This is a genomic window from Clostridiales bacterium (genome assembly GCA_025757645.1).
Classification (GTDB): Bacteria; Bacillota; Clostridia; order Oscillospirales; family Oscillospiraceae; genus CAG-103.
In genome coordinates, this window is sequence record CP107216.1 from 142,457 (window position 1) to 168,205 (window position 25,749).

General features: G+C 59.1%; 25 protein-coding genes and 2 pseudogenes. 10 read left to right on the forward strand and 17 right to left on the reverse strand.

The features are described from left to right. Positions 1-41: 41 nt before the first annotated feature. The 4 genes and pseudogenes from spo0A to OGM61_00705 form a co-directional block, all read right to left on the reverse strand. Positions 42-827: a sporulation transcription factor Spo0A gene (gene spo0A, locus OGM61_00690; GenBank protein UYI84618.1), complete on the reverse strand. Its 786-nt coding sequence runs from the start codon at positions 825-827 to the stop codon at positions 42-44. A 430-nt stretch (positions 828-1,257) separates the two neighbouring features. Further along, positions 1,258-3,789 carry a SulP family inorganic anion transporter gene (locus OGM61_00695; GenBank protein ID UYI84619.1) on the reverse strand — a complete coding sequence of 844 codons (2,532 nt, stop codon included), beginning with the start codon at positions 3,787-3,789 and terminating at the stop codon, positions 1,258-1,260. A 191-nt stretch (positions 3,790-3,980) separates the two neighbouring features. Beyond that, positions 3,981-4,112, reverse strand: a pseudogene (locus tag OGM61_00700) (amidohydrolase family protein). Positions 4,113-4,478: 366 nt separating this feature from the next. Beyond that, a complete protein-coding gene (locus tag OGM61_00705) occupies positions 4,479-5,471 on the reverse strand; it encodes a PDZ domain-containing protein (GenBank protein ID UYI84620.1) in 993 nt (330 codons plus the stop codon). A gap of 183 nt (positions 5,472-5,654) precedes the next feature. Here OGM61_00705 and OGM61_00710 point away from each other — a divergent pair, with 183 nt between their 5' ends. Continuing rightward, on the forward strand, positions 5,655-6,935 hold the full coding sequence (locus OGM61_00710; protein ID UYI84621.1) for a M14 family metallopeptidase: 1,281 nt from the start codon (positions 5,655-5,657) through the stop codon (positions 6,933-6,935). A 144-nt stretch (positions 6,936-7,079) separates the two neighbouring features. Beyond that, entirely contained in the window at positions 7,080-7,604 is a 525-nt protein-coding gene (locus tag OGM61_00715; protein UYI84622.1) for a hypothetical protein, read from the forward strand. Here the strand turns inward: OGM61_00715 and OGM61_00720 are convergent. From OGM61_00720 to OGM61_00730, 3 genes are read right to left on the reverse strand one after another with little or no spacing between them, the layout of a single operon-like run. Beyond that, a complete protein-coding gene (locus OGM61_00720; protein ID UYI84623.1) occupies positions 7,577-9,274 on the reverse strand; it encodes a [FeFe] hydrogenase, group A in 1,698 nt (565 codons plus the stop codon). The two genes, OGM61_00715 and OGM61_00720, sit on opposite strands and share 28 nt — an antisense overlap. A gap of 3 nt (positions 9,275-9,277) precedes the next feature. Next, positions 9,278-11,107: an NADH-quinone oxidoreductase subunit NuoF gene (locus OGM61_00725; GenBank protein ID UYI85601.1), complete on the reverse strand. Its 1,830-nt coding sequence runs from the start codon at positions 11,105-11,107 to the stop codon at positions 9,278-9,280. 53 nt (positions 11,108-11,160) lie between these two features. Further along, entirely contained in the window at positions 11,161-11,640 is a 480-nt protein-coding gene (locus OGM61_00730) for an NAD(P)H-dependent oxidoreductase subunit E (protein ID UYI84624.1), read from the reverse strand. A 428-nt stretch (positions 11,641-12,068) separates the two neighbouring features. Here OGM61_00730 and OGM61_00735 point away from each other — a divergent pair, with 428 nt between their 5' ends. From OGM61_00735 to OGM61_00745, 3 genes are read left to right on the forward strand one after another with little or no spacing between them, the layout of a single operon-like run. Beyond that, complete coding sequence (locus OGM61_00735) at positions 12,069-13,067, forward strand: ABC transporter substrate-binding protein (GenBank protein UYI84625.1); 999 nt, start codon at positions 12,069-12,071, stop codon at positions 13,065-13,067. Next, a complete protein-coding gene (locus tag OGM61_00740; protein ID UYI84626.1) occupies positions 13,064-13,810 on the forward strand; it encodes an ABC transporter permease subunit in 747 nt (248 codons plus the stop codon). The genes OGM61_00735 and OGM61_00740 overlap by 4 nt, the downstream gene beginning before the upstream one ends. Next, on the forward strand, positions 13,807-14,403 hold the full coding sequence (locus OGM61_00745) for an ATP-binding cassette domain-containing protein (protein ID UYI84627.1): 597 nt from the start codon (positions 13,807-13,809) through the stop codon (positions 14,401-14,403). The genes OGM61_00740 and OGM61_00745 overlap by 4 nt, the downstream gene beginning before the upstream one ends. Positions 14,404-14,538: 135 nt before the next feature. On the opposite strand, the gene OGM61_00750 is transcribed toward OGM61_00745, so the two are convergent. From OGM61_00750 to OGM61_00770, 5 genes are all read right to left on the reverse strand, one after another. Next, the gene (locus tag OGM61_00750) at positions 14,539-16,299 is read right to left on the reverse strand and encodes a recombinase family protein (protein UYI84628.1); all 1,761 of its coding nucleotides are present in this window, start codon (positions 16,297-16,299) and stop codon (positions 14,539-14,541) included. Next, entirely contained in the window at positions 16,296-16,712 is a 417-nt protein-coding gene (locus OGM61_00755) for a recombinase family protein (GenBank protein ID UYI84629.1), read from the reverse strand. Before OGM61_00755 ends, OGM61_00750 begins: the two co-directional genes overlap by 4 nt. A gap of 69 nt (positions 16,713-16,781) precedes the next feature. Then, positions 16,782-17,048: a transposon-encoded TnpW family protein gene (locus OGM61_00760; GenBank protein UYI84630.1), complete on the reverse strand. Its 267-nt coding sequence runs from the start codon at positions 17,046-17,048 to the stop codon at positions 16,782-16,784. A gap of 324 nt (positions 17,049-17,372) precedes the next feature. Further along, positions 17,373-17,612: a helix-turn-helix domain-containing protein gene (locus OGM61_00765; protein ID UYI84631.1), complete on the reverse strand. Its 240-nt coding sequence runs from the start codon at positions 17,610-17,612 to the stop codon at positions 17,373-17,375. Beyond that, positions 17,609-18,031, reverse strand: a complete 423-nt coding sequence (locus OGM61_00770; protein UYI84632.1) for a sigma-70 family RNA polymerase sigma factor — start codon at positions 18,029-18,031, stop codon at positions 17,609-17,611. The genes OGM61_00765 and OGM61_00770 overlap by 4 nt, the downstream gene beginning before the upstream one ends. Here OGM61_00770 and OGM61_00775 point away from each other — a divergent pair. The 5 genes from OGM61_00775 (at position 18,020) to OGM61_00795 (ending at position 22,286) form a co-directional block, all read left to right on the forward strand. Continuing rightward, a complete protein-coding gene (locus tag OGM61_00775; GenBank protein UYI84633.1) occupies positions 18,020-18,319 on the forward strand; it encodes a hypothetical protein in 300 nt (99 codons plus the stop codon). The genes OGM61_00770 and OGM61_00775 overlap by 12 nt on opposite strands. Positions 18,320-18,440: 121 nt before the next feature. Next, on the forward strand, positions 18,441-19,034 hold the full coding sequence (locus OGM61_00780; GenBank protein ID UYI84634.1) for a type IV toxin-antitoxin system AbiEi family antitoxin domain-containing protein: 594 nt from the start codon (positions 18,441-18,443) through the stop codon (positions 19,032-19,034). Further along, entirely contained in the window at positions 19,031-19,876 is an 846-nt protein-coding gene (locus OGM61_00785; protein UYI84635.1) for a nucleotidyl transferase AbiEii/AbiGii toxin family protein, read from the forward strand. The genes OGM61_00780 and OGM61_00785 overlap by 4 nt, the downstream gene beginning before the upstream one ends. A gap of 18 nt (positions 19,877-19,894) precedes the next feature. Continuing rightward, positions 19,895-20,287 (forward strand): hypothetical protein, encoded by a 393-nt coding sequence (locus tag OGM61_00790; protein ID UYI84636.1) that lies wholly within the window; start codon positions 19,895-19,897, stop codon positions 20,285-20,287. Between the two features lie 166 nt (positions 20,288-20,453). Beyond that, a complete protein-coding gene (locus OGM61_00795; protein UYI84637.1) occupies positions 20,454-22,286 on the forward strand; it encodes a PIN domain-containing protein in 1,833 nt (610 codons plus the stop codon). A 56-nt stretch (positions 22,287-22,342) separates the two neighbouring features. On the opposite strand, the gene OGM61_00800 is transcribed toward OGM61_00795, so the two are convergent. The 5 genes and pseudogenes from OGM61_00800 to OGM61_00820 form a co-directional block, all read right to left on the reverse strand. After that, positions 22,343-22,561: a transposon-transfer assisting family protein gene (locus tag OGM61_00800; GenBank protein ID UYI84638.1), complete on the reverse strand. Its 219-nt coding sequence runs from the start codon at positions 22,559-22,561 to the stop codon at positions 22,343-22,345. 2 nt (positions 22,562-22,563) lie between these two features. Continuing rightward, a complete protein-coding gene (locus tag OGM61_00805; GenBank protein UYI84639.1) occupies positions 22,564-23,514 on the reverse strand; it encodes a hypothetical protein in 951 nt (316 codons plus the stop codon). 3 nt (positions 23,515-23,517) lie between these two features. After that, a pseudogene (locus tag OGM61_00810) lies at positions 23,518-24,039 on the reverse strand (DUF4316 domain-containing protein). Between the two features lie 261 nt (positions 24,040-24,300). Then, positions 24,301-25,326: a helix-turn-helix domain-containing protein gene (locus tag OGM61_00815; protein ID UYI84640.1), complete on the reverse strand. Its 1,026-nt coding sequence runs from the start codon at positions 25,324-25,326 to the stop codon at positions 24,301-24,303. Between the two features lie 20 nt (positions 25,327-25,346). Then, positions 25,347-25,562 carry a hypothetical protein gene (locus OGM61_00820; GenBank protein ID UYI84641.1) on the reverse strand — a complete coding sequence of 72 codons (216 nt, stop codon included), beginning with the start codon at positions 25,560-25,562 and terminating at the stop codon, positions 25,347-25,349. Positions 25,563-25,749: the final 187 nt, after the last annotated feature.

A 25,749-nucleotide genomic window follows, 5' to 3' on the forward strand; every position in this document is an offset into this window, starting at 1 on the left:
TCCGAGGGCTTTCTGCATCCTCTTTTTCTCCTGCTGCGCATTCAGTGCACGCTCGCCTGCTTCTGCCGCAGGCTCAGGCAGTCGGCGATCATGGCGATGAACTCCGAATTCGTCGGCTTGCCCTTGATGTTCGAGACCGTGTAGCCGAAAAACTTCTGCAGCGTCTCGATATCGCCGCGATCCCACGCGACCTCGATCGCGTGCCGGATGGCGCGCTCGACGCGCGAGGGCGTCGTGTTGAACTTGCGCGCGACCTCGGGATAGAGCACCTTCGTCACGGAGTTGATGATGTCCATGCCGTCGATGGTCAGCAAGATTGCCTCGCGCAGGTACTGGTAGCCCTTGATGTGCGCGGGCACGCCGATCTCGTGGATGACGTCGGTGACGACGCTCTCGAGCGAGGGCTCGGGCTCTGCCGCGGCGAGCTGCGTGCCCGCGCCGCCGGTGCGCTGGCGCGGCCGGGCCGTCTGGCGGATGCGCTGCACGAGCAGCGGCGGGTCAAACGGCTTTTGCATAAAGTACGTCGTGCCGAGCTCCGCACACTCCATCAGCACCTGATCGTTGCAGATCGCGGAGGTGACGATCACGCGCGACGATGCATTTTTCGCCCGCAGATGCGTCAGCAGGGACAGGCCGTCCAGATTCGGCAGCACGAGGTCGAGCACCACGACGTCGGGCTGAAATTTGGTGATGAGTTCTTCCGCGCGCAGCCCATTGTCCGTCTGGGCGACCAGTTCCATGTCCGTCTCCTGGCCGATGGCCTTGGAATAGGCCGCGCGGTACTGTTCGCCGGGATCAGCCAGCAGAACACTGATTTTCGTTTCCATAACATTCTCCTCCGCAAAAATTCAGGCTTGCGGTCAGCTCTCTGCCAAATCGCTCGTTTCCCCTGTCTTGCGAGGATATTTTACCATATCTGGAATGCGAGAACAATGTGATTTTTGGCGAATTACTCTAGTTTTCTGTTGACATAATCTGATAATAACCGTCGAAAGGTACAATTTTTCGAAGCAAACCGCAATATCTCGCCTGCGTTCGACAGACAGAATGTGTCGAATGCATATATGTGTTATGTAAACCGATATTCCGACACGTGTCTTGTCACCGCGACAGCAGCCGACCCGCTGCGCACGGCAAAGCCCGAAAACCGCCGCTTCGGCCGGCGCACGACCGGCGGCACCGCCTGCACGCAGCAAAAAGCGGAAGGGACGGCTGCCCCTTCCGCTTCATACTGTATTTTGTATCTGCGCCGCGCGCTCAGTCCCGGTCGTCCTCGCGGTGGCCGCGGGCATCCGCGCGCTCGGTATGGCGCTGCGCACGCTCGTCCGCATGGTCGGCATGGCGCTGCGCTTTTTCTGCCAGATGATCGGCCTGCCGCTGCGCGCGCTCCGCCGCGTGCTGCGCGTGGCGCTGGGCCTTCTCGGCCGCGTTCTGCGCCTTGCGGGCCAGCTCCGCCGCCTGCCGCTGCTCGCGCGCCACCTGCTTCTCCGCCTGACGGCGCAGGCGCGCCTCGAGCTGCTGCTCATGGCGCAGCTGCTGCTCGGTGGCGTGCTGCTCGTGCCGCTCCTGATACGCGGCCATGTGCTCGGCGTGCCGCTCGGACAGCTCCGCCTGATGCTGGGCGCGGCGAGCGCTGCGTTCGGCGCGCTCGTGCTCGATGCGCGCGTGCAGCTGCGTCCGGCGGGCCTCGATGCGCGCCGCGCTCGTGGGATGATTTGCGCGGAAATCGTGGTCGAGGTGGTCGCGCCGCTCGCGCACGTGCTCGACGAACTCGGGGTGCTCCTGCTCGACGCGGTCGATGAGGCTGTCGCGCTCGGCCTCGAGGTCGGTAAACACATCGTCCTCGGAGTTGCCGAGCAGCGCGGCCAGCTCGTCCGTGTGGCCCTCGAGGTGCAGCAGCACCTCGTCGGTGTCGATGCTGCCGAAGTGAAAGTCCTCGTTGAGGAAATGCTCGAGCATCGTGCGGCGCGCGTCCTTGTCCTCTGTTGTGCGCATGCGCGCGAGCAGGAGCTGCACGTTGCGCTCGATCTGCACCTCGGCGTCCGCGCCGTAGAGCCACTCGAGCTCCTGCAGCTGGCGGATATCGTCCATGTTGTCGGGGATGCGCTGCTGCGCCCCGCCGATGTCGACGGCCGCGTCGGCATCGCGCAGCGCGCCCTGGATCGTGCGGCGCACCGCGCCGGATTCGATCAGCTCCCCGGCCTCGAAGTGCCGCAGCTGGTCGTTGACCTCGCCGATGTGCTCGGTCAGGTAAAAGCGCACGCCCTGCGCGCGCAGCTTGCGGTTGAGCACGACGAGCCGGTCGCACGCCGTGATGTCCACGCTCACGATGGCGCTGCCGTCGACGATGACGGCCTGCGTATCAGGCTGCACCGCGCCCTCGATGTCCTCCTGAAAGCGGCGGATGTTGGCGAAAAACAGGCTGCCGCTGAAGCGGTAGAGCACGATGTGCGGCAGCGCCTGCACGCCGCTGACGCGGTCGATCGGGAAAAACCCGGCCTTGCCCGGCAGCGTGCCGAGGAAGGTGCGCTGGGGCGCTGCCGCGCGCATGAGCACGTCGATGAACGACAGCACCATGCCCACGAGCACGCCCTTGATCGCGCCGAGCAGCAGCACGCCGAAAAACGCCCCGGTGAAGATGCCGAGCTCCACGCGGTTGACGCGCCAGAGCCGCCGCGCGATGCCGAACTCCGTCGCCCCGATGAGCGCGTTGACGACGATGGCCGTCAGCACCGGCACGGGCAGAAAGCGGATGAGCGGCGTGGCGACGAGCAGCACGACGAGCATGGTCACGCTCGCCATGACGGACACGAGCTGCGTCCTGCCGCCGTTGCGCTCGTTGACGGCCGTGCGCGACACGCTGCCCGACACGACGCAGCAGCCGACGAGCCCGGCGGCGACGTTGCCCACGGCATACGTCACGATCTCGCGGCGGCCGTTGAGGCGGTAGCCGTTTTTCTGCGCCGTGCCGGAGGAGGCCAGCAGCGTCTCGGCCAGAATGACGGCCGCGACCGGCAGCGTCGCCACGAGCGCCTGCGTAAACGGCAGCGCGCCCAGATCCGGCAGCACGACCTTCGGCAGGCCGCGCGGCACGGCGGCCAGCAGCGCCACGCCCCAGTCGTCCAGCGGGGCGAACGCGCCGAGCAGCCCGCCCAGCACCATCATCACGAGCACCCACGGCACCTTCGGCCACTTGCGCGGCGCGATGAGCAAAATTGCGAGCGTCCCGAAGCCGAGCGCGGCGGTGGGCCAGTTGATGACTTTCGCTGCGTCAAAAACGTGCCCCAGCAGCTCGAACAGCTCGCCCGTGCCGGTCGCGGAGCCGAGCAATTTTGGCACCTGCATGAGGATGATCTCGCAGCAGACACCGCTGATGAACCCGCCCATGACGGGCTCGGAGATGTAATCGACGGCCTTGTCCGCGTGCACGAGTGCGAACACGGCCAGCCACAGCGCGACGTACAGCGTCAGCACCGGCACGATGCGCATGGCCTCCGCGCCGCCGGGCGTGACGCCGAGCGACGCGAGCACCGCGCCGATCATGGCGGCCGGCGCGGCGTCGACGCCGAAGATGAACTCCCGCGTCGTGCTGAGCATCGCAAACAGCAGAATCGGCACCAGCGACCCGTACAGCCCGTAGACCGGCGGCAGGCCGGCCAGCTGAGCATAGCCCATCGAGATCGGGATGGACAGCAGCGCAATGAGCACGCCGGAGAACAGATCCGGCCCGAGCTGCGCCCGGTCGTACCCACGCAGGGAGGCGAACAGCGGCTGGGAAAGCGCTTTCATAGTATCACCTGGTTTTAATATATAGAGTGTCCCGCTCAGGCGAGCAGGGGGTCAAGCCCGGCGTCGAGCCGGGCGTTGCGTTTCGCCTTCGGCCGGTCGATGACCCGGCCGCGCGCGACAGGGTTTCCGAGGATGCGGCGCACGAGCTTTTCGTTGTCGCGCTGCTTTTTCTGGATCTTGCCGCTGCCGGCCAGATGCACATGCATGTTGATGAGTCCGGGCAGCAGATAGCGCCCGCGCAGGTCGATGCGTGTGTACCCCGCCGGGGCAGTGCCGGCCGGCACGATGTCCGTGATCGTCTCGCCGTCCGTGAGCACGCACAGTCCGGGCTGTACGCACATATCCTTCGTGCCGTCGAGAAGGTTTGCGTTGTCAAATGCGTATTTCATGCTGCGCCTCTCTTTCCGCGGCCCGGCCGCACCGGGCAAAATGAATAAAAACAGAATATCACATTTGGCAAATATGTCAAGCCGTGCGGCACGTCCGACGCGCACCCCTTGGCTCCCTTGTGTAAAGGGCGCTGGCAGCCGTCAGGCTGACTGAGGGATTGACACGTTGATTCCTGCGCTGGCTTCGTATCTGCACCCCCTCCGTCGCGGCACAAAGCGCCGCGCCGCCGGTCACGCCCCGCGCAGCAAAGCGCGCCGGGCACTGCCCGGCGCGCCCGCACGCATCCAGAATGTGTTGTCTTACGCTGCCTTGTCCTGCGCCGCCGACGCCGCGAGCATGTCGTCGATGCTCACGCCGTAGCCCTTGGCGGGGTCTGCGAGCAGCACGTGCGTCACCGCGCCGATGAGCCTGCCGTCCTGCAAAATGGGGCTGCCGCTCATGCCCTGCACGATGCCGCCGGTCGCGGCCAGCAGGTCCGGGTCGGTGACGGTGATGAGAAAGCGCGTGCACCCGCCGTCATGATACACCCGGCTGATGTCCACCGTGTACGCCCGCACGTCCTCGCCCGCAACCGTGGACAGGATGGTCGCGCCGCCGGTTTTCACCGTGTCGGCGGATGCCGTCTCGACCGCGTCCCCGGCCGGCGGCGCGTCCAGCGTGCCGAAAATGCCAAACAGGCAGTTGCGCTCGATGCCGCCGATGCGGTCGCCGGGATCGAAGCTGCCGACGAGCTCCCCGGCCGTGCCGTGGCCGCCGGGGCGCGCGTCCGCGATAACGGCCGAGAGCACGCTGCCGTCGCGCAGCGGCATGAGCACGCCGCTCGTCTCGTCCGAGATGCCGTGGCCGAGCGCGCCGTAGCGCCCCGTGGCCGGGTCATAGTACGTGAGCGTGCCGACGCCCGTCACCCCGTCGCGCAGCCAGAGGCCAAGCTGCCGCGTGCCGTCGGCCGTGACGGCGGGCGTGACCGTCGCCGTGACCTCCGCGCCCCTGCGCAGCACGGTCACGGACATGGTGTCCCCCGCCGCGTCCATGGCGGCAAGAAAGTCCGCCGAGGACGCGATGTCCCGGCCGTCGATGCGGCAGATCACGTCACCGGGCAGCAGTCCCGCGTCCTTGGCGGGCGTGGCCTTGCCGCCGGGCGTGTCCACCTCGGCGAGATCCGCCACGAGCATGCCCGCCGTCGTCATCTGAATGCCGACGGCCCGGCCGAGCGGCACGAGCGACGCCGCCTGCGCCGACACGCCCGCGCACAGCGCGAGCGCGACCGCCGCCGTGACGGCAAACCGGCGCAAAAAATGTGGTTGTTTCCGCAAAAAATCCCCCCTTTGCGCGTGCAGTATCAGTATGCCGGGTTTCGGACAAAATAGCGGCGGAACATTCTTGCTCGATTGCCTGCCGGGGCGCAAATGCCTGCGGCGGCGTGCATACGATGTACGGAGCCAGTTTTGGTAATTCGATGCATCGGAGGCATTTCCATGACGCAAACCTTAAAACAGGGCGACCGCGGCGCGCTCGTGTCGCTGCTGCAGCTGGGCCTGCAACGCGCGGGACAGACGCCGGGCGCGCTCGACGGCATCTTCGGCGCACAGACGGCAGCGGCCGTGCGCGCGTTTCAGGCAGCCAGCGCCCTCACGCCGGACGGCATCGCGGGCGCGCGGACGCACCGCGCACTGCTGCCGTACTACACCGGCTTCGTCACGCGCACCATCCGCGCGGGCGACACGTTTTCCGCCCTCGCGCGGCAGTACGGCACGAGCGTGGACGCCATCGCGCTCGCCAATCCCTACCTCGACCCCGAGCGCCTGCCGCTCGGCCGGGCGCTGACGATCCCGCTGCCGTTTTCCGTCACGCCGGCGGACATTCCCTATTCCTCGGCGCTCATCGGGTACGTCGTGCGCGGGCTGGCCGCGCGCTATCCCATGCTCGCGGTCGGGGAGTTCGGCCGCAGCGTGCTCGGCCGCCCGCTGTGGTATCTGACGCTCGGCAGCGGGCCGAAGCTCGTGTTCTACAACGCCGCGCACCACGCCAACGAGTGGATCACGACGCCGCTGCTGCTCACGTTCTGCGAGCAGCTGTGCGCCCGCCTCGGCGACGGCGGCGACATGGAGGGGCAGAACATCCGTGACCTGCTGCCCAGGGTCACGCTCGTGCTCGCTCCGGCCGTGGACCCGGACGGCATCGACCTTGTGACCGGCGCGCTCGACGCCGAGACCACCGCCGCGGCAAAGGCGCTCGCTGAAAACTACCCCGACATTCCCTTCCCCTCCGGCTGGAAGGCGAACATCCGCGGCATCGACCTCAACCTCCAGTACCCCGCCGGGTGGAGCACCGCGCGCGAGATCAAATTCGCCGCGGGCTACACGCGCCCCGGCCCGCGCGACTATGTTGGCCCGGCGCCGCTCGTCGCGCCCGAGAGCCTGGCGATGTACGGCTTCACCCGCGCGCTCGACCCGCTGCTCACCCTGTCGTACCACACGCAGGGCCGCGTCATCTACTGGCAGTATGACGGCTACGACGTACCGGGAAGCGAAGCGATCGCCCGGCAGTTTGCCGCCGTGAGCGGCTACGACGTCGCGGCCACGCCCTACGCCGCCGGCCACGCGGGGTATAAGGACTGGTTCATTCAGGACTACCGCCGCCCCGGCTTCACGATCGAGGCGGGCAGCGGGGAAAATCCCCTGCCGCTGAGCCAGTTTCCCGATATCTGGTCGGATAACCTCGGCATCCTGCTCGGCGGCATGACCGCCGTTTTGTGACATTTGTCACAGCCTGCATCCAAACCGCCCACATGGCACATTTTGACCGTTTTTCGGCAAAAAATGCATGCTAAGACATAGGAAAGATATAGACAAAACAAGGCAAATGGTGTGTTTTTCAGTGTCACAAAGGAGGAAATTTTCATGCAGCTGTCAGACAAGATCAAAAAATTCAGCGTCGAGCAGGCCATTGACTACCGCAACCGTAACCCGGTCAAGAATCTGCCGAAGCTCCTCGACTGGGCGGACACGTTCTGCGCCGGAAAGTTTGGGGGCCAGCGCCGCGCCATCTCGTCCGAGGGCGACGAGACGACGACGGACAGCCGCCGCGCCATCTCGTCCGAGGGCGACGAGACGACGACGGACAGCCGCCGCAGCGAAAAAGAAGTAAAACGCGCGCAAAGAAAGCAAAAAATTGTGTGCAAAGAATGCAAAAGCACCGTCTCCCAGTCGGGAGACGGTGCTTTTCCAGCCTTCCCTCGAGGGGACGGCCAGGGCACACAGTCCCGCACAGGGAAAAGCGTCATCAGCGCTGCCGGTGCTGCGCCGCGTGACAGCAAAACGAAAAAACGTGCATGGAAGGGTCCTTCCATGCACGTTTCGGGTCAGATGGGGTTTCCCCGGCTTGGCCTTGCGGCGGGTCAGCTGTGCTGGCCGTGGGCCGGGTAGTGGATGTGCAGCAGCTCGTGGGCGCGGCCCTGGAGCAGGGTGTCGTAGACATAGCCCAGGTCGGGGTTCTGCTGTGGGATGCGCAGGGCGCAGGCTTCGTCTGCCTTGAAGATGGCCTCGGCGCGCTCAGCCTTGCGCTTGTTGCAGGCGGGGGGCTGGCCGCCGCCGCCGATGCAGCCGTTCGGGCAGGCCATGACCTCGATGAAGTCGAACTGCTCCTCACCGGACTCGACCTTGGCGATGAGCTTGTCGGCGTTGGCCAGACCGTTGGCCACCGCGATGCGGATGGTCAGGTCGCCGGCCGTGACGGTGAAGGCCTTGATGCCCTCGAGCCCGCGCACGCCGCACTCGGCAATGGTCTGCAGGGTGTTGGGGCTGGCATCGTCGAGCACGCGGCGGATGACGGCCTCGGTCACGCCGCCGGTCACGCCGAAGATGACGCCGGCGCCGGTGTAGTCGCCGAGCGGGGCGTCGGGCTCCTCGTCCGGGAGGTGGGCAAAGTCGATGCCGGCCTCCTCGATCATGTCGCACAGCTCGCTCGTCGTGATGACGAGGTCGATGAGCCGCTCGCCGTCCTTTTCCAGCTCGGGGCGCGCGGCCTCGAACTTCTTGCCGGTGCAGGGCATGATGGCCACGGAGTAGACGTTCTCGCCCGCAAACTGCATGCGGATGAGCGAGCCGAACATCGCCATCGGGCTGCCGCAGGTGCTCACCTGGGGCATGAGGTGCGGGTGGCGGTGCTCCACGTGCTGAATCCAGCCGGGGCAGCAGGAGGTAAACATCGGCAGCTTCGCGCCGGTCTTGACCTTCTCAAGAAACTCTGCCGACTCCTCCATGATCGTCAGGTCGGCCGTGAGGTTCGTGTCGTATACCACGTCGACGCCGAGGCGGCGCAGCGCGGCGACGAGCTTGCCGGTGCAGGGCTCATTGGCGGGCAGGCCGAAGCGCTCAGCCATGCCGACGCGCACGCTCGGCGCGTACTGCACGACGACCTTGCGGGTCTGATCCTGCAGCATAGACCAGAACTTTTCGGTCTCGTTGCGGATCGTGATCGCGCCGGTCGGGCACACGGCGGCACACTGGCCGCAGCCGACACAGTCGGTATCCTTGAGGGTCTTGCCGAAGTCGGCGGAGATGTGCGCCTTCTTGCCGCGGCCGCTGAAATCGACCGCACCGATGTTTTGAATTTCAGCGCAGGTGCGCACGCACAGTCCGCACAGGATGCACTTGCTCGGGTCGCGCACGATGCTCGGCGAGGAGAGATCCATCGGCTCGGTGCAGTAGGTGTTGGGCTCGAAACGGTGCGCGTCCACGTGGTAGCGGCGGGCGTACTCCTGCAGCTTGCAGCGGCCGCTCTGGTCGCAGGTCAGGCAGTCGGCCCGGTGGCTGCTCATGAGCAGCTGCAGCGTGGTGCGGCGGCTGTCGAGCACCTGCTTTGTATGGGTGCTCACGACCATACCGTCGCGCGGCTGCATGGAGCAGGCAGCGTCCATCTTGCCGCGGTCGTTCTCGACGAGGCACAGGCGGCAGCCGCCGTAGATGGACAGGTTTTCACAGTAGCAAAGCGAGGGGATGTCGATGCCGTTGTTGCGGGCGACCTCCAGCACATTGCGCTCGGTCGTGAACGGGCAGGACACGCCGTCGATGATCATTTTCTTTTCTTCAGCCATGGTTCACGCCTCCTTGATCGCACCGAACGGGCAGCCAGTCTTGCAGGTGCCGCACTTGATGCATTTGTCTGTGTCGATGTGGTGCGGCTTTTTCAGCTCGCCGGTGATCGCGCCGGCCGGGCAGTTGCGCGCGCACTTCGTGCAGCCCTTGCAGATGGCCGGGTCGATGACATACGTCGTCAGGCTGCGGCAGCTGCCGGTGCGGCACTTCTTGTCGAAGATATGCTCGCGGTATTCGTCCTCGAAGTTCGCGAGCGTGGACAGCACCGGGTTCGGCGCTGTTTTGCCGAGCCCGCACAGGGAGGAGTTCTGGATCATCTTGGCGAGGGAGCGCAGCTCCTCAATGTCGCCGGGGCGGCCGTTGCCCTTCGTGATCCGGGTGAGAATGTCGAGCATACGGGTCGTGCCCTCACGGCACGGGGTGCACTTGCCGCACGACTCGTTGCAGATGAAGTTCATGAAAAACTGCGCGATGGACACCATGCACGTGTCCTCGTCCATGACGACGAGGCCGCCGGAGCCGATGATCGCGCCGGCTTTTTTCAGCGAGTCAAAGTCCATGGGCAGATCCATGTGCGCCTCGGTCAGGCAGCCGCCGGACGGGCCGCCGATCTGCACGGCCTTGAACGCTTTGCCGTTTTTGATGCCGCCGCCGATGTCGTACACGACCTCGCGCATCGTCGTGCCCATGGGCACTTCGATCAGGCCAGTGTTGACGACGTTGCCCGTGAGGGCGAAGGCCTTCGTGCCGGAGCTGCCCTCCGTGCCGACGGACTTGAACCAGTCCGCGCCCTTTTTGATGATGTCGGGCACGTTGGCAAACGTCTCGACGTTGTTCAGGCAGGTGGGCTTGCCGTACAGGCCCTTGTCGACGGAGCGCGGGGGCTTCGTGCGCGGCATGCCGCGGTTGCCCTCGATGGACGCGGTCATGGCCGAGCCCTCGCCGCAGACGAACGCGCCCGCGCCGCAGTTGATGTGCATGTGGAAGTTGAAGCCGCTGCCGAGGATGTTGTCGCCCAGCAGGCCGAGCTCCTTGGCCTGCTCGATGGCGATGGTCAGCCGGTGCACGGCCATGGGGTACTCGGCGCGGACATAGATGTAGCCCTCGGTCGAGCCGGTGGCCACGCCCGCGACGATCATGCCCTCGATGACCTTGTGCGGGTCGCCCTCCATGCAGGAGCGGTCCATGAAGGCGCCGGGGTCGCCCTCGTCGCCGTTGCAGACGATGTACTTGACGGGCTCTTCCGTATGTGCCGCGACCTGCGCCCACTTGCGCCCGGTCGGGAAGCCCGCGCCGCCGCGGCCGCGCAGGCCGGAATCGCTCACGGCCTGGACGATCTCGTCCGGCTGCATCTCGAACAGGGCCTTGGCCAGCGCGCCGTAGCCGCCGATGGACAGGTACTCCTCGATGGATTCCGCGTCGATATGGCCGCAGTGCTCGAGCACGCGGCGGGTCTGCTTTTTGTAAAACGGGATGTCCTCCTGGCGCTCATACAGTTCGCCGTTCTGCTTGTAGCCCAGGCGCTCGATGAATTCGCCGCCGAGGATGGTCTTCTGGATGATCTCCTCCACGTCGCTGACCTGGCACTTCGTGTACAGCCAGCCCTCCGGCTCGATGCGCACCAGCGGGCCCATCTCGCAAAAGCCGTGGCAGCCGGACTTCTTCAGGCCGATGGCATCGGCATGGTGCTCGGTCAGGGACACCTCGCACGGGATGCCGAGCTCGTCCATGCGCTTTTTGAGCTCGTGGTAGACGTTCAGGTTGCCGCCGGCGACACAGCCCGTGCCGCAGCAGACGAGAATTTTACGTTTTTCCGCGTCGCGCGCGGCCATGTAGTCGGCCTGCAGGGCGCGGAACTGCTCCAAGGATTCGATTCTCTGACGCATTACGCACCCTCCTTTGCACGCAGCTCCTCGATGAGATCCACGGCCTTGTCGGGGGTCATGGCCGGGTGCACCGTGTCGTTGACCATGACGACCGGGCTCAGGCCGCACGCGCCGAGGCACGACACGATCTCGATGGTGAACAGGCCGTCGTCCGAGGTCGGCTTGCTCTCGCTCAGGCCGGTCGCGTCGTAGAGCGCCTGCAGGACGTTGCCGGACTTGCGCACGTGGCACGCCGTGCCGCGGCAGACCTTGAGCACGTACTTGCCCTTCACGTCGAGCGAGAAGTTCTCATAAAACGTTGCCACGCCGTAGATCTTCGACTCGCTGATGCCCACCTTGTTGGCAATGTAGCGCAGCGCGTCTTTCGGCAGATAACGATATTTTCCCTGCACGTCCTGCATGATCGCAATGATCTGCGAGGCGTCACAGGCGTGATCTGCGAGGACCTGGTCAATGAATTTGTAATCGATCTGTTCCATTTTTTCAGTTCCCTTTCCAACAAATTTGCACCGGCCGGCTCCTATTCCGGCCGGACGCAGGATTCCCTGCTTCCCATCATACAATATCTATGAAAAATTTTCAATGCCCAGTCCCGTCGTTTTGATAACGACAAACTGCGAGAATTTTTCACAAATCCGCACACTTTTCCGCCCGTGTGCAGCTTTTGGAAATTCCGGCGCAAATGCTTGACACGCCTGCCTTTCCGTGGCATAATTACAGCAAACTATGCGCCCGCGCCGCAAGCTGTGCTTCCGGCCCGGCCGCCGCCGATCCCGCACCGAATCTGACACCGAATCGCCCATGAGGTGGAAGGCTGCGTGCGTGCACTGCTGCACCGCCATGCCTTCCGGGCATGGCATTTTTTGTCTCTTCCGGCGGGCGGCTACACGAAAAGGAGAGATCTGCAATGACCCATCTGCGCAAACTCACGGCGGTGCTGCTGGCCGTCATCATGGTGTTCGCCCTCGCCGCCTGCGGCCAGAAGGACGACACCGCCGCCGTCGACAAGGACCTGACCGTCAACGTCGTCGCGCTCAACGGCACGACCGGCTTCGGCATGGCCAAGCTCATGTCCGACAGCAAGGCCGGCACGACCGCGCTGAGCTACAACTTCACCGTCGAGACCGACCCGAGCAACGCCACCGCCGCGCTCGTCAACGGCACGGCCGACATCGCCGCCCTGCCGACGAACGCCGCCGCCGCGCTCTACAACAAGACCGACGGCGCCGTGCAGGTGCTCGCGCTCAACACGCGCGGCGTGCTCTACGTCGTGACCGACGGCACGGAGAGCATCACGTCCTTTGCCGACCTGCGCGGCAAGAACGTCTGCGTCCCCGTGCAGAACCCGACGTTCATCTTCCAGTACCTGTGCGAGAAAAATGGCCTGACCGTCGGCACGGACATCACCATCGACAACACCTATGCCCAGCCGGCGGAGCTCAACACGGCGCTCGCCTCCGGCGAGGTGCACATCGCCGTGCTGCCGGAGCCGATGGTCACGATCGCCCGCGCGGCCAACCCCGCCCTCACCGTCGCGCTCGACCTGACCGCCGAGTGGGACAAGGTCGCCCCGGCCGGCAGCCTCGTGCAGGGCTGCGTCGTCGTGCGCAAGGCGTTTGCCGATGAGCACCCGAACGAGGTCAAGGCGTTCCTGACCGAGTATCAGGCGTCCATCGAGTACCTGACGGCCGAGCCCGACCAGGCCGGCCAGATGATCGAGGATGCCGGCATCTTCGCCAAGGCCGCCGTGGCCGCCAAGGCCATCCCGAACTGCAACGTCTGCTTCGTGTCCGGCGCGGACATGCAGGCCGCGCTGACGGAGTTTCTCACGGCGCTGAGCACCGTCGCCCCGCAGAGCATCGGCGGCAAGGTGCCGGCGGATGACTTCTACTGCGTGCTGAAATGAAGCGCTTTGCCCGCGGCGCGCTGACGCTCGCGTTCTGGCTTGCCGTGTGGGCGGCGCTGGCGCTGCTCGTGCACCGGGAGCTGCTGCTGCCCGCGCCGTGGACGGTCGTGCGCAGGCTGTGTGAGCTTGCCGCGACCGGGGCGTTCTGGCGCATCACGGCCGTGTCCATCGGCCGTGTGCTGCTCGGCGTGGCGGGGGCGGTCGTGCTCGGCGTGGCGCTGGCCGCCGCGTGCACGATATCGAAAACCGCCGACGCGCTGCTGCGCCCGCTCATGACGGTCGTCAAGTCCACGCCGGTGGCGTCGTTCGTCGTGCTCGCGCTCATCTGGATCGCGCGCGACTGGCTGCCGGTGTTCATCGCGCTGCTCATGGTGCTGCCCGTCGTGTGGAGCAACGTCTGCACCGGCATCCGCAGCGCCGACCCCGCGCTGCTCGAGCTTGCGCGGGTGTACGGCTGGCCGCGCGGGCGCGTCCTGCGGCGGATCTATGTGCCGAGCGTGCGGCCGCACTTTCTGGCCGCGCTGCGCTCGGGCCTCGGCTTCGGCTGGAAGGCCGGCATCGCCGCCGAGGTGCTCACCGTGCCGCACAGCGCCATCGGCCGCATGATCTATGAATCGAAGCTGTACCTACAGACCACCGACCTCTTCGCCTGGACGCTCGCGGTCATCCTGCTCAGCGTCGGGCTCGAGCGGCTGGTGCTGCGCGCACTCACTCCGCGCGGGAAAGGAGGCGGCAGCGCATGATCGAAACACGTGACCTCACCGTGACGTATGACGGCCGCGCCGTCCTGCGCGCCGTCGATCTCACCGTGCCCGACGGCGGGCACATCGCGCTCATGGGCCCGTCCGGCTGCGGCAAGACGACGCTGCTGCGCGTGCTCGCCGGGCTGCGCGCGCCGGACGGCGGCACGGTGCGCGTGTCGCCGGGGCGCATGGCCTGCGTCTTTCAGGAGCCGCGGCTGCTGCCGTGGCGCACGGCGGCGGAAAACGTCAACGCCGTGCTCTCCGACCGGGCGCAGACCATGCCGCAGGCGCTGGCGTGGCTCGAGCGGCTGGAGCTGAGCGATGCGCGCGACCAGTACCCCGCGGCGCTCTCCGGCGGCATGCAGCAGCGCGTGGCCATCGCGCGCGCGCTGGCGTATGACGCGCCGGTGCTGCTGCTCGACGAGCCGTTTCGCGGGCTGGACGCGGCGCTGCGGCAGCGCGTGACCGCGCTGGTCGCGGACGCGGCGCGGGCCAAGACCCTCGTGCTCGCCACGCACGACGCGGCCGACGCCGCCGCGCTCGGCTGCGCGGTGTATGCGTATGCCGACGGCGCGTTCCGCCGCGACGGATGAGGTGAACGTGGGACACGCACTGCCCCACCGGCGCCGCCGGAGGAAACCGCACGGCATCCAACAAAAAAACACCGTCTCCCGGATGGGGCGGTGACTTAGGAAAACATTGAAGCAAGGAACGGTGTAGCTTAACGGCTATGCCGTTCTTTGCTCTTTTTTACTTATGTTGCGGGCATTTTCGATTGCCCGTGTGAAGTCAAATGCACCGATGAAGTTATAGACGATGGTGATTTCCCGCGTTCTGGATTTCTTGTCAACATGGGAAACTTCGATCCTGTCAATGAAAGCACGGAGAACAGCCGCGTCAAGCTCCTGCAAATCCGTGTACTTCTTCACGGCAGCGATAAACGCCTTAACATTGGTTTTCTGCTGCTCCTGCTGCTTCAGATCCTTGCGCAGGACATCTGCCATTGATTTCAGGTTGCTTTGTTCCAGCTCGTAGTCATGGGACATTTTAATAAACCGTTCGTCTGACAGTTTTCCAATCACGTTGTCCTCATACAGTCGGGAGATAATGCGGTCAAGCTCGGCAATCCGCGTGTCTGCCTTTGCCAGCGTTTCACGCTTCCGAACAAACTCTGCATCTCTGTCCCGCATATCGCTCTCGGCTGCGTCCTGAATGAACTCCGCTTCATGTTCTGAAACATAGGAGATTGCTTCCCGCAGATTTCGCAGAACAATTTCGTGCAGCACAACATTCTTGATAGAATGGGTCGTGCAGAGATCCTTGCCCTTGCGGTAGGTAGAGCAGATGAAGTATTTCTGGTTCTCTGCAAAGTTGGTAGCGCGGCATTGATACATTTTGCCGCCGTACTCTGCGCAATACAGAAGCCCGGAGAACATACCCATTTCACCCATCTTGGTAGGACGGCGACGCGCCTTGCGAATACTCTGAACAATCAGGAACACGCTTTCCTCGATGATCGGCGGCTGGGTGTTCTCGAAGATCACCCAATTCTCAGGGTCATTCCAGATTTTCTTCTTACTCTTGTAGGACTTCTTTGTAGTCTTGAAGTTTACGGTATGCCCCAGATAGTCTACGCGCTCCAAAATGCGGGAAACCGTTTCATTTGTCCATTTGTATGGGTCTGCTGTCGGCTTGTTGCTGGTCGGCAGACCTTTCGCATGGCAATAGGCGGTTGGGTTCAAGATTTGCTGCTGTTTGAGCCATTTAGCAATCTGCGTGGGTCCCTTGCCAGACGCGCACAGGGAGAATATCTTCTGTACGACGGCTGCGGCTTCTTCATCGACGATCCATTTCTTTTTGTCCTCCGGGCTTTTCATATACCCATAGGGCGGAATGGTCGTCAAATGCTCGCCGGACTTGCCTTTACTCTGCCATGTAGCGCGAATCTTCTTAGAGGTATCGCGGGCATACATTTCGTTGAACACATTGCGGATCGCGGTAAACTCACTTTCGCCGCGTGTGCTGTCCACGCCGTCATTGACGGCAATGAAATGAACGCCAAACTCCGGGAAAACAACATCGGTATACATTCCCACTTGGAGATAATCGCGCCCAAAGCGGCTCATGTCCTTTACGATGACGCGCTTGATCCGTCCTGCCTTGATGTCGGCAAGCATACGCTGGAAGCCCGGACGGTTGAAGTTTGTGCCGGAATAACCGTCATCCTCGTCATAATGGCGGTAGGCGGTAATCCCGTGATTCTTGCAGTAGCGTTCCAGAATCTTCTTCTGGTTTGCTATGGAGTTACTTTCACCATCCAGCTTATCTTCCTGCGAAAGGCGCTCATACAGAGCGGTCAGACCTTCTTCCTCCGCTTCCGCAGATAGCCCCTTGGCGTAGAACTGCAAAACATTATCGCGGATCACGCTGCGAAGCTCATTGCTTAAACTGTCCTGCGGCTTCAAGCTCTGAAAGGTAAATCCTGTCATCTGCACTCACCGCCTTTCTCGGAAGAACTGCGGTAGGCGTTGACAATGCCATGATATAGATTCTGGCAAAGGGGCAGATCGCCGTCTGTAATGGAGCAAATCGCAATACCGCGCTGCTCCATATCATCAAGGAACTGCACCGCTGCAAGATAGCTGCGGTAAAGTCGGTCAAGTGATACGACAACGATTTTCTGCACGCGGTTCTCATGGATTGCTGCGATCAGATTTTGAAACGCCGGACGCTCGGCGGTCAGGCCGCTGTACCCATTGTCCACGAAGAACATATAGGTATCCAATCTGTTTTCCTGCGCATGGCTCAAAAGTCGGTGCATTTGATTGTCAAGGTTCAGGTCTGTTTGTTTGTTCGCCGCACGGTAGTAATATGCGGTGATTTTGTCGGGCTGCTTTTTCATGTTGCCTCCTATTCCGGCAGCCGGACAAACAGGTTATTTATATTATACCAGGGATCTCGCTCGCCGTCATTAGGCGGGTTCAAAATTATTTGTACCTTTTTTACCCCGCAAGTCATTCTGAATCAGGCGGCGCACCTTTGTCACGGCGTCCTCTTTTGCGCCGTCTTTGACGACGGCCTTGACGATATACGTTATATCCCCGATCTTGTACTCGCGTACAATCGGGGACGTTGTTTTCTTCACGGTTGTTTCCATAGAAACAAATCCCCCTTTCATGGGAAACAAAATAACTACAAAAGGGAATGACAAAACAGACGGCTGCTGGCGCAGCTCCAAGGGAATTTCACCCCCGCACGGTTCTCGTGCAGCCCTACCCATCGCCTGCGACGCTTTGAACGCTCGGACTGTGGCTGTAAGGTCGTATCATTATGTGTTTTGCGCGTCATCGCCTGCAAACTGCCACACTTGCGTTACGGCTCGGTATTTGTCGCTCGGCATATCCTCTCGGATATACGTCATGGCGCACCAGCCGCCCAGCTCGGCGCAAAAGGAACGTACCCGTTTTGCCTATGATGCGCCGCCGTTCTCTTGCGGGCATATTTGTCAAGGAGCATCGGACAGAAACGAGGAAAGGGGGAACACGTTTCTGTCAGGCGTCAGTTATCTCACGCGAAATGTGAGCAGTTTGGTAATGAGCTTCGTTTCCAACCTGCGCCGCAGTTCTTCATCCACGCAGAGATGGGGATTGCCGTACTCGTCGTAAAGCTCACGCATCGACAGACGGGCTATGTACCCTGCATAGTGTTTCAGAACGGCGTTGATCGCTTCCACATCACCGCCAGCAGCCGCTTCAATGACGGTCAGCGACAACAGACGGTTATTCTTCGATTGACTTGTCATCTGTTTTCTCCTCCCATCAGGTTTTTCAGCAGCTTTAGGGTGCTTGTCCTGCGATAGGCAACGGAACGGCGCACCATGTTCAGCACATTTGCAATTTCAGCGTCGGACATATCGAGAAAGTAAGACAGCAGGATAATATCTCTGCGGTCAACAGGCAGAGCGGAGATTGCTTCCGCCAGCGTTTCATCATCGATACAAACCGAATGGCCGATGACTTCAAATGTGCGGCTATCCGTGAAATAGGTATCACGGACAGCGAACTGTTCCAGCACTTCGACGGGCAGTTCGGAAAAATAGACCTCTCGGTTTCTTTTCCTTGCCAGCGCGTCTTGATAGTCCCGTGCTTCGTTCCGCAGTACCTTTTTGCAGAAGCAATCAAAGGCACGGGCAACTCCTACATTGTGCGAATGAGGTTTCATGTATACAAGAAATCCCGTGACAAGGAAAAGTATCTGCGCGGACGTGAGTGCGAAATCATTCTCTTTGAAGCGTCGGCGCGGGCGCTGAAAGCGGCGGGTATCGGTGATAAGCTCCCCGACCTTGCCAAGCTGCGCGAGGAATATTCCAGACTGTCCGAAGAAAAGGATCGGCTGTACGCTGAGTACGGAAGCCTGAAAAAACGTATGCGAGAATACGATGCCGTCAAGCAGAACATCGACAGCATCCTGTCCCCCAATCGTGTGCAGGAACAGGATAAAGCCTTATAGCTTCTCTGACAAGCACACATTATTTTCAAACAATTTAATGTGTGTTCGTCGTTTCTAGGTTGACAACCGCACATTATTTCTATATAATATAATGTGTGATTGTCAAAGCGAGGTGAGAAGCATGAACGCCAAGGAGAAAATCGAAGAACTGCTGGAAGCGTCGGAGGACGGCACGATCACCGCAGCGCAGGTGACGGAAGCCGGGCTGCACCGCAGCGTTTTACAGGAGTTTGTCAAAAGCGGTGAAATGTACCGCTTCGGGCGCGGCCTGTATGTGCGGAGCAGCGCATGGGAGGACGATTTTTACCTCTTGCAGCGCAAGTATGGGCGCGGGATTTACTCGCACGATACCGCTCTGTATCTGTTGGGCTATTCAGACCGTACCCCGGCGAAATATACGATGACCTTTCCCAAGGGCTACAATGCCCCGTCCTTAAAGCAGGAGAACTTAATCATCAAGCGCGTTGTGCCGGAGAACTATGAGTTCGGCAGAATTGAAATCGAATCCCCCTCCGGCAATCCAATTCGTGTTTACGATTTGGAACGGACGCTGTGTGACATCCTGCGCGGCAGCGGCAGCGACGTTCAGATCGTTGGAGAAGCTATGAAACGCTATGCGGCGTCCAAAGATAAGAATATTCACAAACTGATGCAGTACGCAGACCAGCTTCGCGTGAAGCCCAAGGTGCTGCGATACATGGAGGTTTTGCTATGATTACAAAAAATCCGATGCAACTAAAAGCCTTTATCAAGAACAAAGCGGCAGAAAAGCATATCTCGGCGCAGCTCGTCATGCAGAACTATATGCTTGAACGGCTGCTGGAACGGATCTCGCTCTCGCCCTATAAAAACAATTTCATTCTCAAGGGCGGATTCCTGATTTCCGCCATTGTGGGACTGGACACGCGGGCAACAATGGATCTGGACACGACAATCAAGGGCTTCACCCTGACGCATGAAGCAATCCGCAAAATCTTTACAGAGATTTGCGCTATCCAGATTGCCGACGACGTACAGCTTGAGGTTGTCGGTATCTCTGACATTCGGGAAACCGACGATTACCCCGGCATCCGGGTTGCGCTGAAAGCGAACTATCCACCGATCAGCGTACCGCTGACGGTGGATGTCACCACGGGCGACATGATAACGCCCCGCGAGGTGGAATACACATTCTCCCTGCTGTTCGATGACCGCACGATCAGTATTCTTGCCTATAACCTTGAAACGGTGCTGGCGGAAAAGCTGGAAACCGTGCTGTCCCGCAACATTGCGAATACCCGTCCGAGAGATTATTACGACGTACATATCCTGTACGCGCTGCGCGGCGCGGATTGCGACAAAGCGACGCTGCGCCGGGCGCTGGAACAAACAACTCAGAAACGCGGCAGCGGCATGATCCTGACAGACTACCCGGAGATTATGAAAGAGATCCGCGGAAGCGATACGCTTCGCAAGCTGTGGGAGAAATACAGCCGCGAGTATGAGTACGCAAAGGATATTTCCTTTGATGATACCTGTAATACCATTCAGACAATTATGGACGCAATCATGGTGTAAACGAAAGGAGGCTTCTTTATGGGTTGGCTGGCAGCGCAGGGCGCGATTATGGCGATTGGGCTTTTCATTGGGCTTGTCTGCTCGGTGATCGGACTATTCTTCGGGCATATCATTCTCTTTGACAGCATTGCTCTCGGCATCGCCGCCGGAGTGTGCTGCAATCAGTTTACTGCAATTCATCCGGCGCTGTGCCTCGTGATCGGCATTGCAACATTTCTGCTGCTATTGTGGCTGCAAAATACCAGCATTGGCTTCTGGCTCGTTGGCGGGCTGCTCACGCTGATCTATGCAGCGGTGTTCGGGCTGCTGGCCTACTTCATTTCGGAGCATGATCCCATCTGGGGCTGGGTGATTTTCGGTCTGGTGTTCCTTGTGGTCGGTGCGCTGCACCTACGCGCACGGGATAACTGAAAGCAAGTGCATAGTCACGGCCTAGAGTGCCTGTATGCCTTGCTGGGCGCGGCTTTGTAGCGCGGAGAACGCAAGGGTCGTATGTTTCTTTGCCTGTTATGAAAACCGAGTTTGAAAGCGTGACAAATGAGATTGAAAGGAATGATGGTATATGTTCAAATATCCCTTGGCAGTAACGATTGATACAAACATATTTGACGCAGCAAAATTCAACTTGGGTGATGCCAGCACCCTCAGAATACTCGAAAACTATGTTAGACGTGGGAAAATCAAGGTTGTTTTAAGTGATATTGTTGTACGGGAATCAAAAAGGCACATTGCAGCGCGGGTCAAAGAAGTCTGCGGAATTGTAAATACAGCAAGAAATAGTGCGTTGAAAGTATATAATGAGCATCTTATAAGCAGTATTGGAATGAATGAGATGTTTAGAATCGTAGAGAGCGAAGATGATATTATTGCCAAAGAAGAAAAAGTATTTGATGATTTTCTCTGTGCGATCGATGCTGAAATTCTTGGCACAGATTTGATAGATATAAATTCTGTACTAAGTGATTATTTTGGTGCAAAGCCGCCCTTCGAAGAAAGTGGGAAGAAAAAAAGTGAGTTTCCAGACGCATTTATTGCTCAACAGATCAGAAATCGATTTGGCGAAACGGAAACAGTTATAATTGTTAGTAACGATAAAGGTTTTATAAGGGCTTGCCAAGAAAGTGAAAATTGCCTTTTCTTTAACTCATTAGGCGCTCTATATAACGCAATAAGCAAAGAAGATGCTGCTTACGATGATACAATAGCCGTTATCAAGGAACTACAATTACGCATAAGCGCCGCTGTGAACGAGTATATCAAAGACAACGAAAATATAGATGTGAATGGCCTTTCATACGACAAAGACGGGATAGAATCTGGGTACGATTACAATGAATTTTATCTGCATGGTATTTCAGATGTAACATTTTCTGTCCACTCCGTAGATGAAATTTCCGACAATATTTCTATTGTCACGCTCTCATGTAAAGCAGATATTTTCGCTGATTGCTATTATGAGGATTATGCCAATGCCCCTTGGGATCCCGAAGAAAAAGAATATGTATTTGTTGATACAATAAAAATGCGCGAGGAACATAAAGCACGGTTTGGGTGCAGAATCGAGATTGACCGAGCAGAAAAGACGTTCAAAGTGTTTCCGTTTACAGTTATTTTGGGTGGCGATTCAAGACGCAACAGATATGAGGTTGAAGAACACCCCGTCGAAGATGATGAAGAAGAAATTCGGGATATGGACAGAGAAGCACTTGGATTCCAGGCGCTCGGAAGCTATGAATCATACTTAGAGGATAATTTACCTGATTCACATTTTTACGCAGATATAATCGCAAGGTTTGAGGAAATAAATGGCTTATACCGAAAGTATGATGACTGCTGTATTAGTTTTGATGATTTGTTGGCCGAACTTAATACTGCCAATCCCAAAGAGATCATCAAACTGATATACGAAAGATTGTTGGAAGTATCAGATATACCACACATTGCCAATATAGAAAACATCACAGATTCCGAGATTGAAGAAATCCAAGCATGGGCAAATGCTCAATATGAAAGAGCATCTGAGATTGCGGATATAGACACACTGCCAGATGTAATATCTTTCGGGGAAACGATTGTAATTAAGGGCGTAGACGGCGGTAAAGCATCATTGTCCATAGGTGATAATCAGATAAGTCCTGACGAGGGCAGCGAAGAAGTTATTGATATTTGCTTTTCTAACGGGGATGAAAATACGACCAGCGGATATATAAAACTGACTGTTGGCTATTTGAATTTCGATGAAGACGGGGGAGCAGCGGATGGTATAAGTGATGAGGTAGAATACGAATATCACGACATACTAAAAGAATTGGATAATTTCATTTATGCTCAAAATTGTCTTATTGAAAAAGACACTCGTATTGCTGAGATTATCAGCGAAGCCATAAAAACAAATGGTGACAATACCTAAAATAAAAAACGCGGGACGCAGCAGCCATCATCGGCTGCCGCGCCCCGCGTCATCTTTTATTCTGCGTCGGAAAGCGTCATGGTGAACTGCGCTTCCTCAAATGCTGCGTCGGTCATGTTGTGCAGCTTATGGATCGTCTGCTCCGCCAGCGGGCGCATATCTGCGTCCATATCCGGCAGCGCGTCGGAAATCGCCGCAATCGTTCTGCGGCGGTCGTGCTTGTGGTAAATGCAAATCAAGTTTTCTTCCTCAATGGTGAACGAAACATTGTCCATGCTCATACCTCCAAATCATTATCTTTCGCCTTTGCCGCTGCCTTTTTGGGTGCAGCGGCCTTTTTTGACTGCCCCTCTTTGAGCTGTGCCCGGACAGAGGGACGCTGCTTGCGCAGCGGAAGATCACGCCGCTCGTCCTTGCTGATAAAAGCGAAAACGCCGTGCCTGTCCTTTATCGAAGAAAGATACAGCGTCTTATACGGAAGCAGCGCAAATAGCCGCTCATGCTCCTTGCTGGATGCGATACGCTCAAACCACGGCGACACTTCTACTACAAAATGCGTTCCGTTGGGGCTGTTGGGCGCTTGCAGGGATTGAAACGCCGCCGAAAGGCGCTGTGCTTCGGCAAGCACCTTTTCGTCGGAGAGCCGCCCGATATGCTCCTTGAAATTGCCAGGTTTCAGCCGTTCACGCTTTCGGCTTTCGTCGCGCAGCAGATCCCGCAGCGCGTCCGGGTCATGCGGCACAGCCTCATAGCGCACGAACTTTCCATGCTCCCGATCCGGCGTCGCTTCAAAGCGGTATTCCTTGGGCATCTCCCGTGAGCCGTTTTCATAGATCAAACGGTTATTATCTGTCCGCAAGGCGGTCTGGATTGCAAGCTCGGCTTTCGCTACATAGTCCAGCTCATAAATGCTGCCTTTTACCTTGCCGCTCTCCACACCGGACAGCACCACGGCATAGGCAAGTACACGCTCCTTGGTCTGCTCATGGTAGAAACGGAACGTATTATGCTCCCGCGTTCCGCGCAGAAACACATCCCGTTCCCGCAGGCAATGCGTTCCGTTGGGGCGGGAAAACCATAGATAGACCTTATCCTCGACATTTTTACTCTTTGCCGCCCGCGTCAGAATCTTCTTGTCAATGTCAAAATCGTTCTGAAAGGCTGCTGTGTTCTGCTGCATGATCTGTTGCAGGGATGCCAGCACATCCACATTTTCAAACTTATTCATAGGTCACTCCATTTCCAAAGCCTGCCGGATGCTCCGTTTGGCTTCCTGTTCCTTTTCTCGCTGCTGCGGCTTGCAGGACTGCGCACGATCCGCTTTGAGCTGTGCGCGGATAGATGGCTTTTTGCCGTCCGGGTCGCGCTGCGGTGTTCTGCCGTCCTCAGCCTTGACCGCTGCGGCAAGCGCAGAGAGCGAGATCACCTCGCCGCGCTTTGCCTTTTCTTCCAGCTCGTCCACGGACGGGGTGTTGTTGATCTGTCCGTCAATCATGTTGTAGTTCTGCTCGGTGGATAGCTCCGCCGTGCGCATATAGTTTTCCTGCTCCCGCTGCTCGGCGGCAATGGCAAAGGCCTGTGTGCCGTTGCCCATGATAAGGTACTTGCCGTCATCGGTGCTGTGGTGATACCCATAGCCTGCGGTTTCCATCTGCTCACGGGTCATATCGGTAACGTGGAAGCTGCCACGCGGCGTTGAAACGCGCTCCCCGGTCAGGTGGGCGTCAGGGGCAGCGGATTCCTGCTGCTGGACGCTGCGCTGCACGTCAATGGGCTTTTCCCCGGAGATAGGCTGAATACAGGAAATATACCCTGCGGCGTAGTATGCGTTTTTGTTAAGCTGGCGCTGCCATGCGCCGACGCTGGGCGCCCAGCGGAAGCCGTTTGCTTTCAGCTCGTCCCGCGCTGCTTCATCCGGCTTGCCGTCAAAGAACACTTGCAGACGGTTATCTGCTTTGTTGGCTTCCACGCGCCCGCCGTCAAATTCCCATCCCGCAAAATTGGTTTCCTCATGCTACCGCACCTGTTCAATGCGCCCACGGATGCGGCGGATCTCAGCGTTGTTGTTGGAGAGCATATAGGCGGGGTACGGCCGGCTCTTATCCAGATGCCAGGACTGCGACATTTCCTGCTGCAATTTGGTGATCTGCTCCGGCGTCAGACTGGGGCAGCCCTCCAAAGTCTTATTCTTACGGAAATAGGCATTGACGGCTTTCATGGTTTCCTGCGCCGATTCCAGCTTGACGAGCTTGGCTTCCAGCTTTGCCGCTGCCTGCGGGTCGTCCATGACAAACTCGATGTGGCTGCTGTTCAGCTTCAAGAATTTGCTCTTTACCAGCTCGGCAGGGTAATCGTCGCCAGCGATGCGGAGCGTCTTTCGCGCAGAGCAGACAGTTTCCAGCATAAGGTCTACGATCTCGTCCAAACGCTCCTTGTCCATTTTCGGGTCCTGCGTGAGCGTGTCATACTCGATATTCTCCATGATGATTTCACGGTAAATATCTACGGCGCTCTGTTTGAACGCTTCCGTTCCTTTCCGTTCCGGCGCAGCCCTGCAAGGTGAGGGGTCAGGGGAAAGGATAGGAAAGGAATCGGTACTTGATAGATCCGTAATTGATTTTTCTTTCTTTGATAAGTTAGTTCTTGATCTGTCTTTATTTAATTGCGTTGGATTTTCCGACGTCGGATTATCCGTTGTCGGATTTTCCAACATCGGTTTACCCGGTATTGGATTTTCCAACATCGGCTGCGGCTGCTCATAGATGGTATATTCGATAGCAGTCATTTTGCCTTTTTCATCGCGCCCCTGCCGCCGCAGGATATATCCGGCTTTTTCAAGCTCCCATACGGCGGTGCGGATCGCGTCAATGCTCTCACGGTTGATATGGGACAGCCCTGCAAGGGTATAGTCCCAATCCTCCGGCAGGGACAGCATTTGCGACAACAGCCCCTTGGCTTTCAAGGTCAGCTCCTTGTTTCGCAGATGGTGGTTTGACATGACGGTGTACCCGCTGTTGCGCTCCACCCGAAATACTGCCATAGGTTATCAGCTCCTTTCGCTCACTTCGCTGTGCCGCGACGGATGGCGGTCAGCTTGCCCGGCTCATACGGACATTCCGCATACACACAGAACTGGTACTTCCAATGCGGACGGTAAAAGTGACAGGTATTGCAATCCTCACAGTCGGCACAGCCGCCGTTTTCGTAGCGGTCAAAGCCGGGCTTTCCCCGCATGAGCATTTCAAACGCACGGCTGCTGCCGTTCGTAAAGTACATTGTGGCTGCACCTCCTTTCAGATTTGGGCAGAAAAAAACGCCGTAGACTTTTCTCAAAATCTACGGCGTGGGCGTATGCGAAAAGGGATGCTGCCTTGCGGTAACATCCCTTTTGTCGCTTAGTTATTCAATTTTTGAGCTAACCTGTTTGCCCTCTGCCCTTAAAAGCGTTGATTTTACTGGGTTT

What these genes read in the sequence shown, in the direction of transcription:
- OGM61_00775 (UYI84633.1), top strand. Translation starts at nt 18,020, where the DNA reads ATGAGGTTTCATGTATACAAGAAATCCCGTGACAAGGAAAAGTATCTG.
- OGM61_00710 (UYI84621.1), top strand. Translation starts at nt 5,655, where the DNA reads ATGACGCAAACCTTAAAACAGGGCGACCGCGGCGCGCTCGTGTCGCTG.
- spo0A (UYI84618.1), bottom strand. Translation starts at nt 827, where the DNA reads ATGGAAACGAAAATCAGTGTTCTGCTGGCTGATCCCGGCGAACAGTAC.
- OGM61_00720 (UYI84623.1), bottom strand. Translation starts at nt 9,274, where the DNA reads ATGGCTGAAGAAAAGAAAATGATCATCGACGGCGTGTCCTGCCCGTTC.
- OGM61_00740 (UYI84626.1), top strand. Translation starts at nt 13,064, where the DNA reads ATGAAGCGCTTTGCCCGCGGCGCGCTGACGCTCGCGTTCTGGCTTGCC.
- OGM61_00820 (UYI84641.1), bottom strand. Translation starts at nt 25,562, where the DNA reads ATGTACTTTACGAACGGCAGCAGCCGTGCGTTTGAAATGCTCATGCGG.
- OGM61_00695 (UYI84619.1), bottom strand. Translation starts at nt 3,789, where the DNA reads ATGAAAGCGCTTTCCCAGCCGCTGTTCGCCTCCCTGCGTGGGTACGAC.
- OGM61_00780 (UYI84634.1), top strand. Translation starts at nt 18,441, where the DNA reads ATGAACGCCAAGGAGAAAATCGAAGAACTGCTGGAAGCGTCGGAGGAC.
- OGM61_00805 (UYI84639.1), bottom strand. Translation starts at nt 23,514, where the DNA reads ATGAATAAGTTTGAAAATGTGGATGTGCTGGCATCCCTGCAACAGATC.
- OGM61_00765 (UYI84631.1), bottom strand. Translation starts at nt 17,612, where the DNA reads ATGACAAGTCAATCGAAGAATAACCGTCTGTTGTCGCTGACCGTCATT.
- OGM61_00755 (UYI84629.1), bottom strand. Translation starts at nt 16,712, where the DNA reads ATGAAAAAGCAGCCCGACAAAATCACCGCATATTACTACCGTGCGGCG.
- OGM61_00715 (UYI84622.1), top strand. Translation starts at nt 7,080, where the DNA reads ATGCAGCTGTCAGACAAGATCAAAAAATTCAGCGTCGAGCAGGCCATT.
- OGM61_00735 (UYI84625.1), top strand. Translation starts at nt 12,069, where the DNA reads ATGACCCATCTGCGCAAACTCACGGCGGTGCTGCTGGCCGTCATCATG.
- OGM61_00800 (UYI84638.1), bottom strand. Translation starts at nt 22,561, where the DNA reads ATGGACAATGTTTCGTTCACCATTGAGGAAGAAAACTTGATTTGCATT.
- OGM61_00745 (UYI84627.1), top strand. Translation starts at nt 13,807, where the DNA reads ATGATCGAAACACGTGACCTCACCGTGACGTATGACGGCCGCGCCGTC.
- OGM61_00790 (UYI84636.1), top strand. Translation starts at nt 19,895, where the DNA reads ATGGGTTGGCTGGCAGCGCAGGGCGCGATTATGGCGATTGGGCTTTTC.
- OGM61_00785 (UYI84635.1), top strand. Translation starts at nt 19,031, where the DNA reads ATGATTACAAAAAATCCGATGCAACTAAAAGCCTTTATCAAGAACAAA.
- OGM61_00815 (UYI84640.1), bottom strand. Translation starts at nt 25,326, where the DNA reads ATGGCAGTATTTCGGGTGGAGCGCAACAGCGGGTACACCGTCATGTCA.
- OGM61_00750 (UYI84628.1), bottom strand. Translation starts at nt 16,299, where the DNA reads ATGACAGGATTTACCTTTCAGAGCTTGAAGCCGCAGGACAGTTTAAGC.
- OGM61_00770 (UYI84632.1), bottom strand. Translation starts at nt 18,031, where the DNA reads ATGAAACCTCATTCGCACAATGTAGGAGTTGCCCGTGCCTTTGATTGC.
- OGM61_00730 (UYI84624.1), bottom strand. Translation starts at nt 11,640, where the DNA reads ATGGAACAGATCGATTACAAATTCATTGACCAGGTCCTCGCAGATCAC.
- OGM61_00725 (UYI85601.1), bottom strand. Translation starts at nt 11,107, where the DNA reads ATGGCCGCGCGCGACGCGGAAAAACGTAAAATTCTCGTCTGCTGCGGC.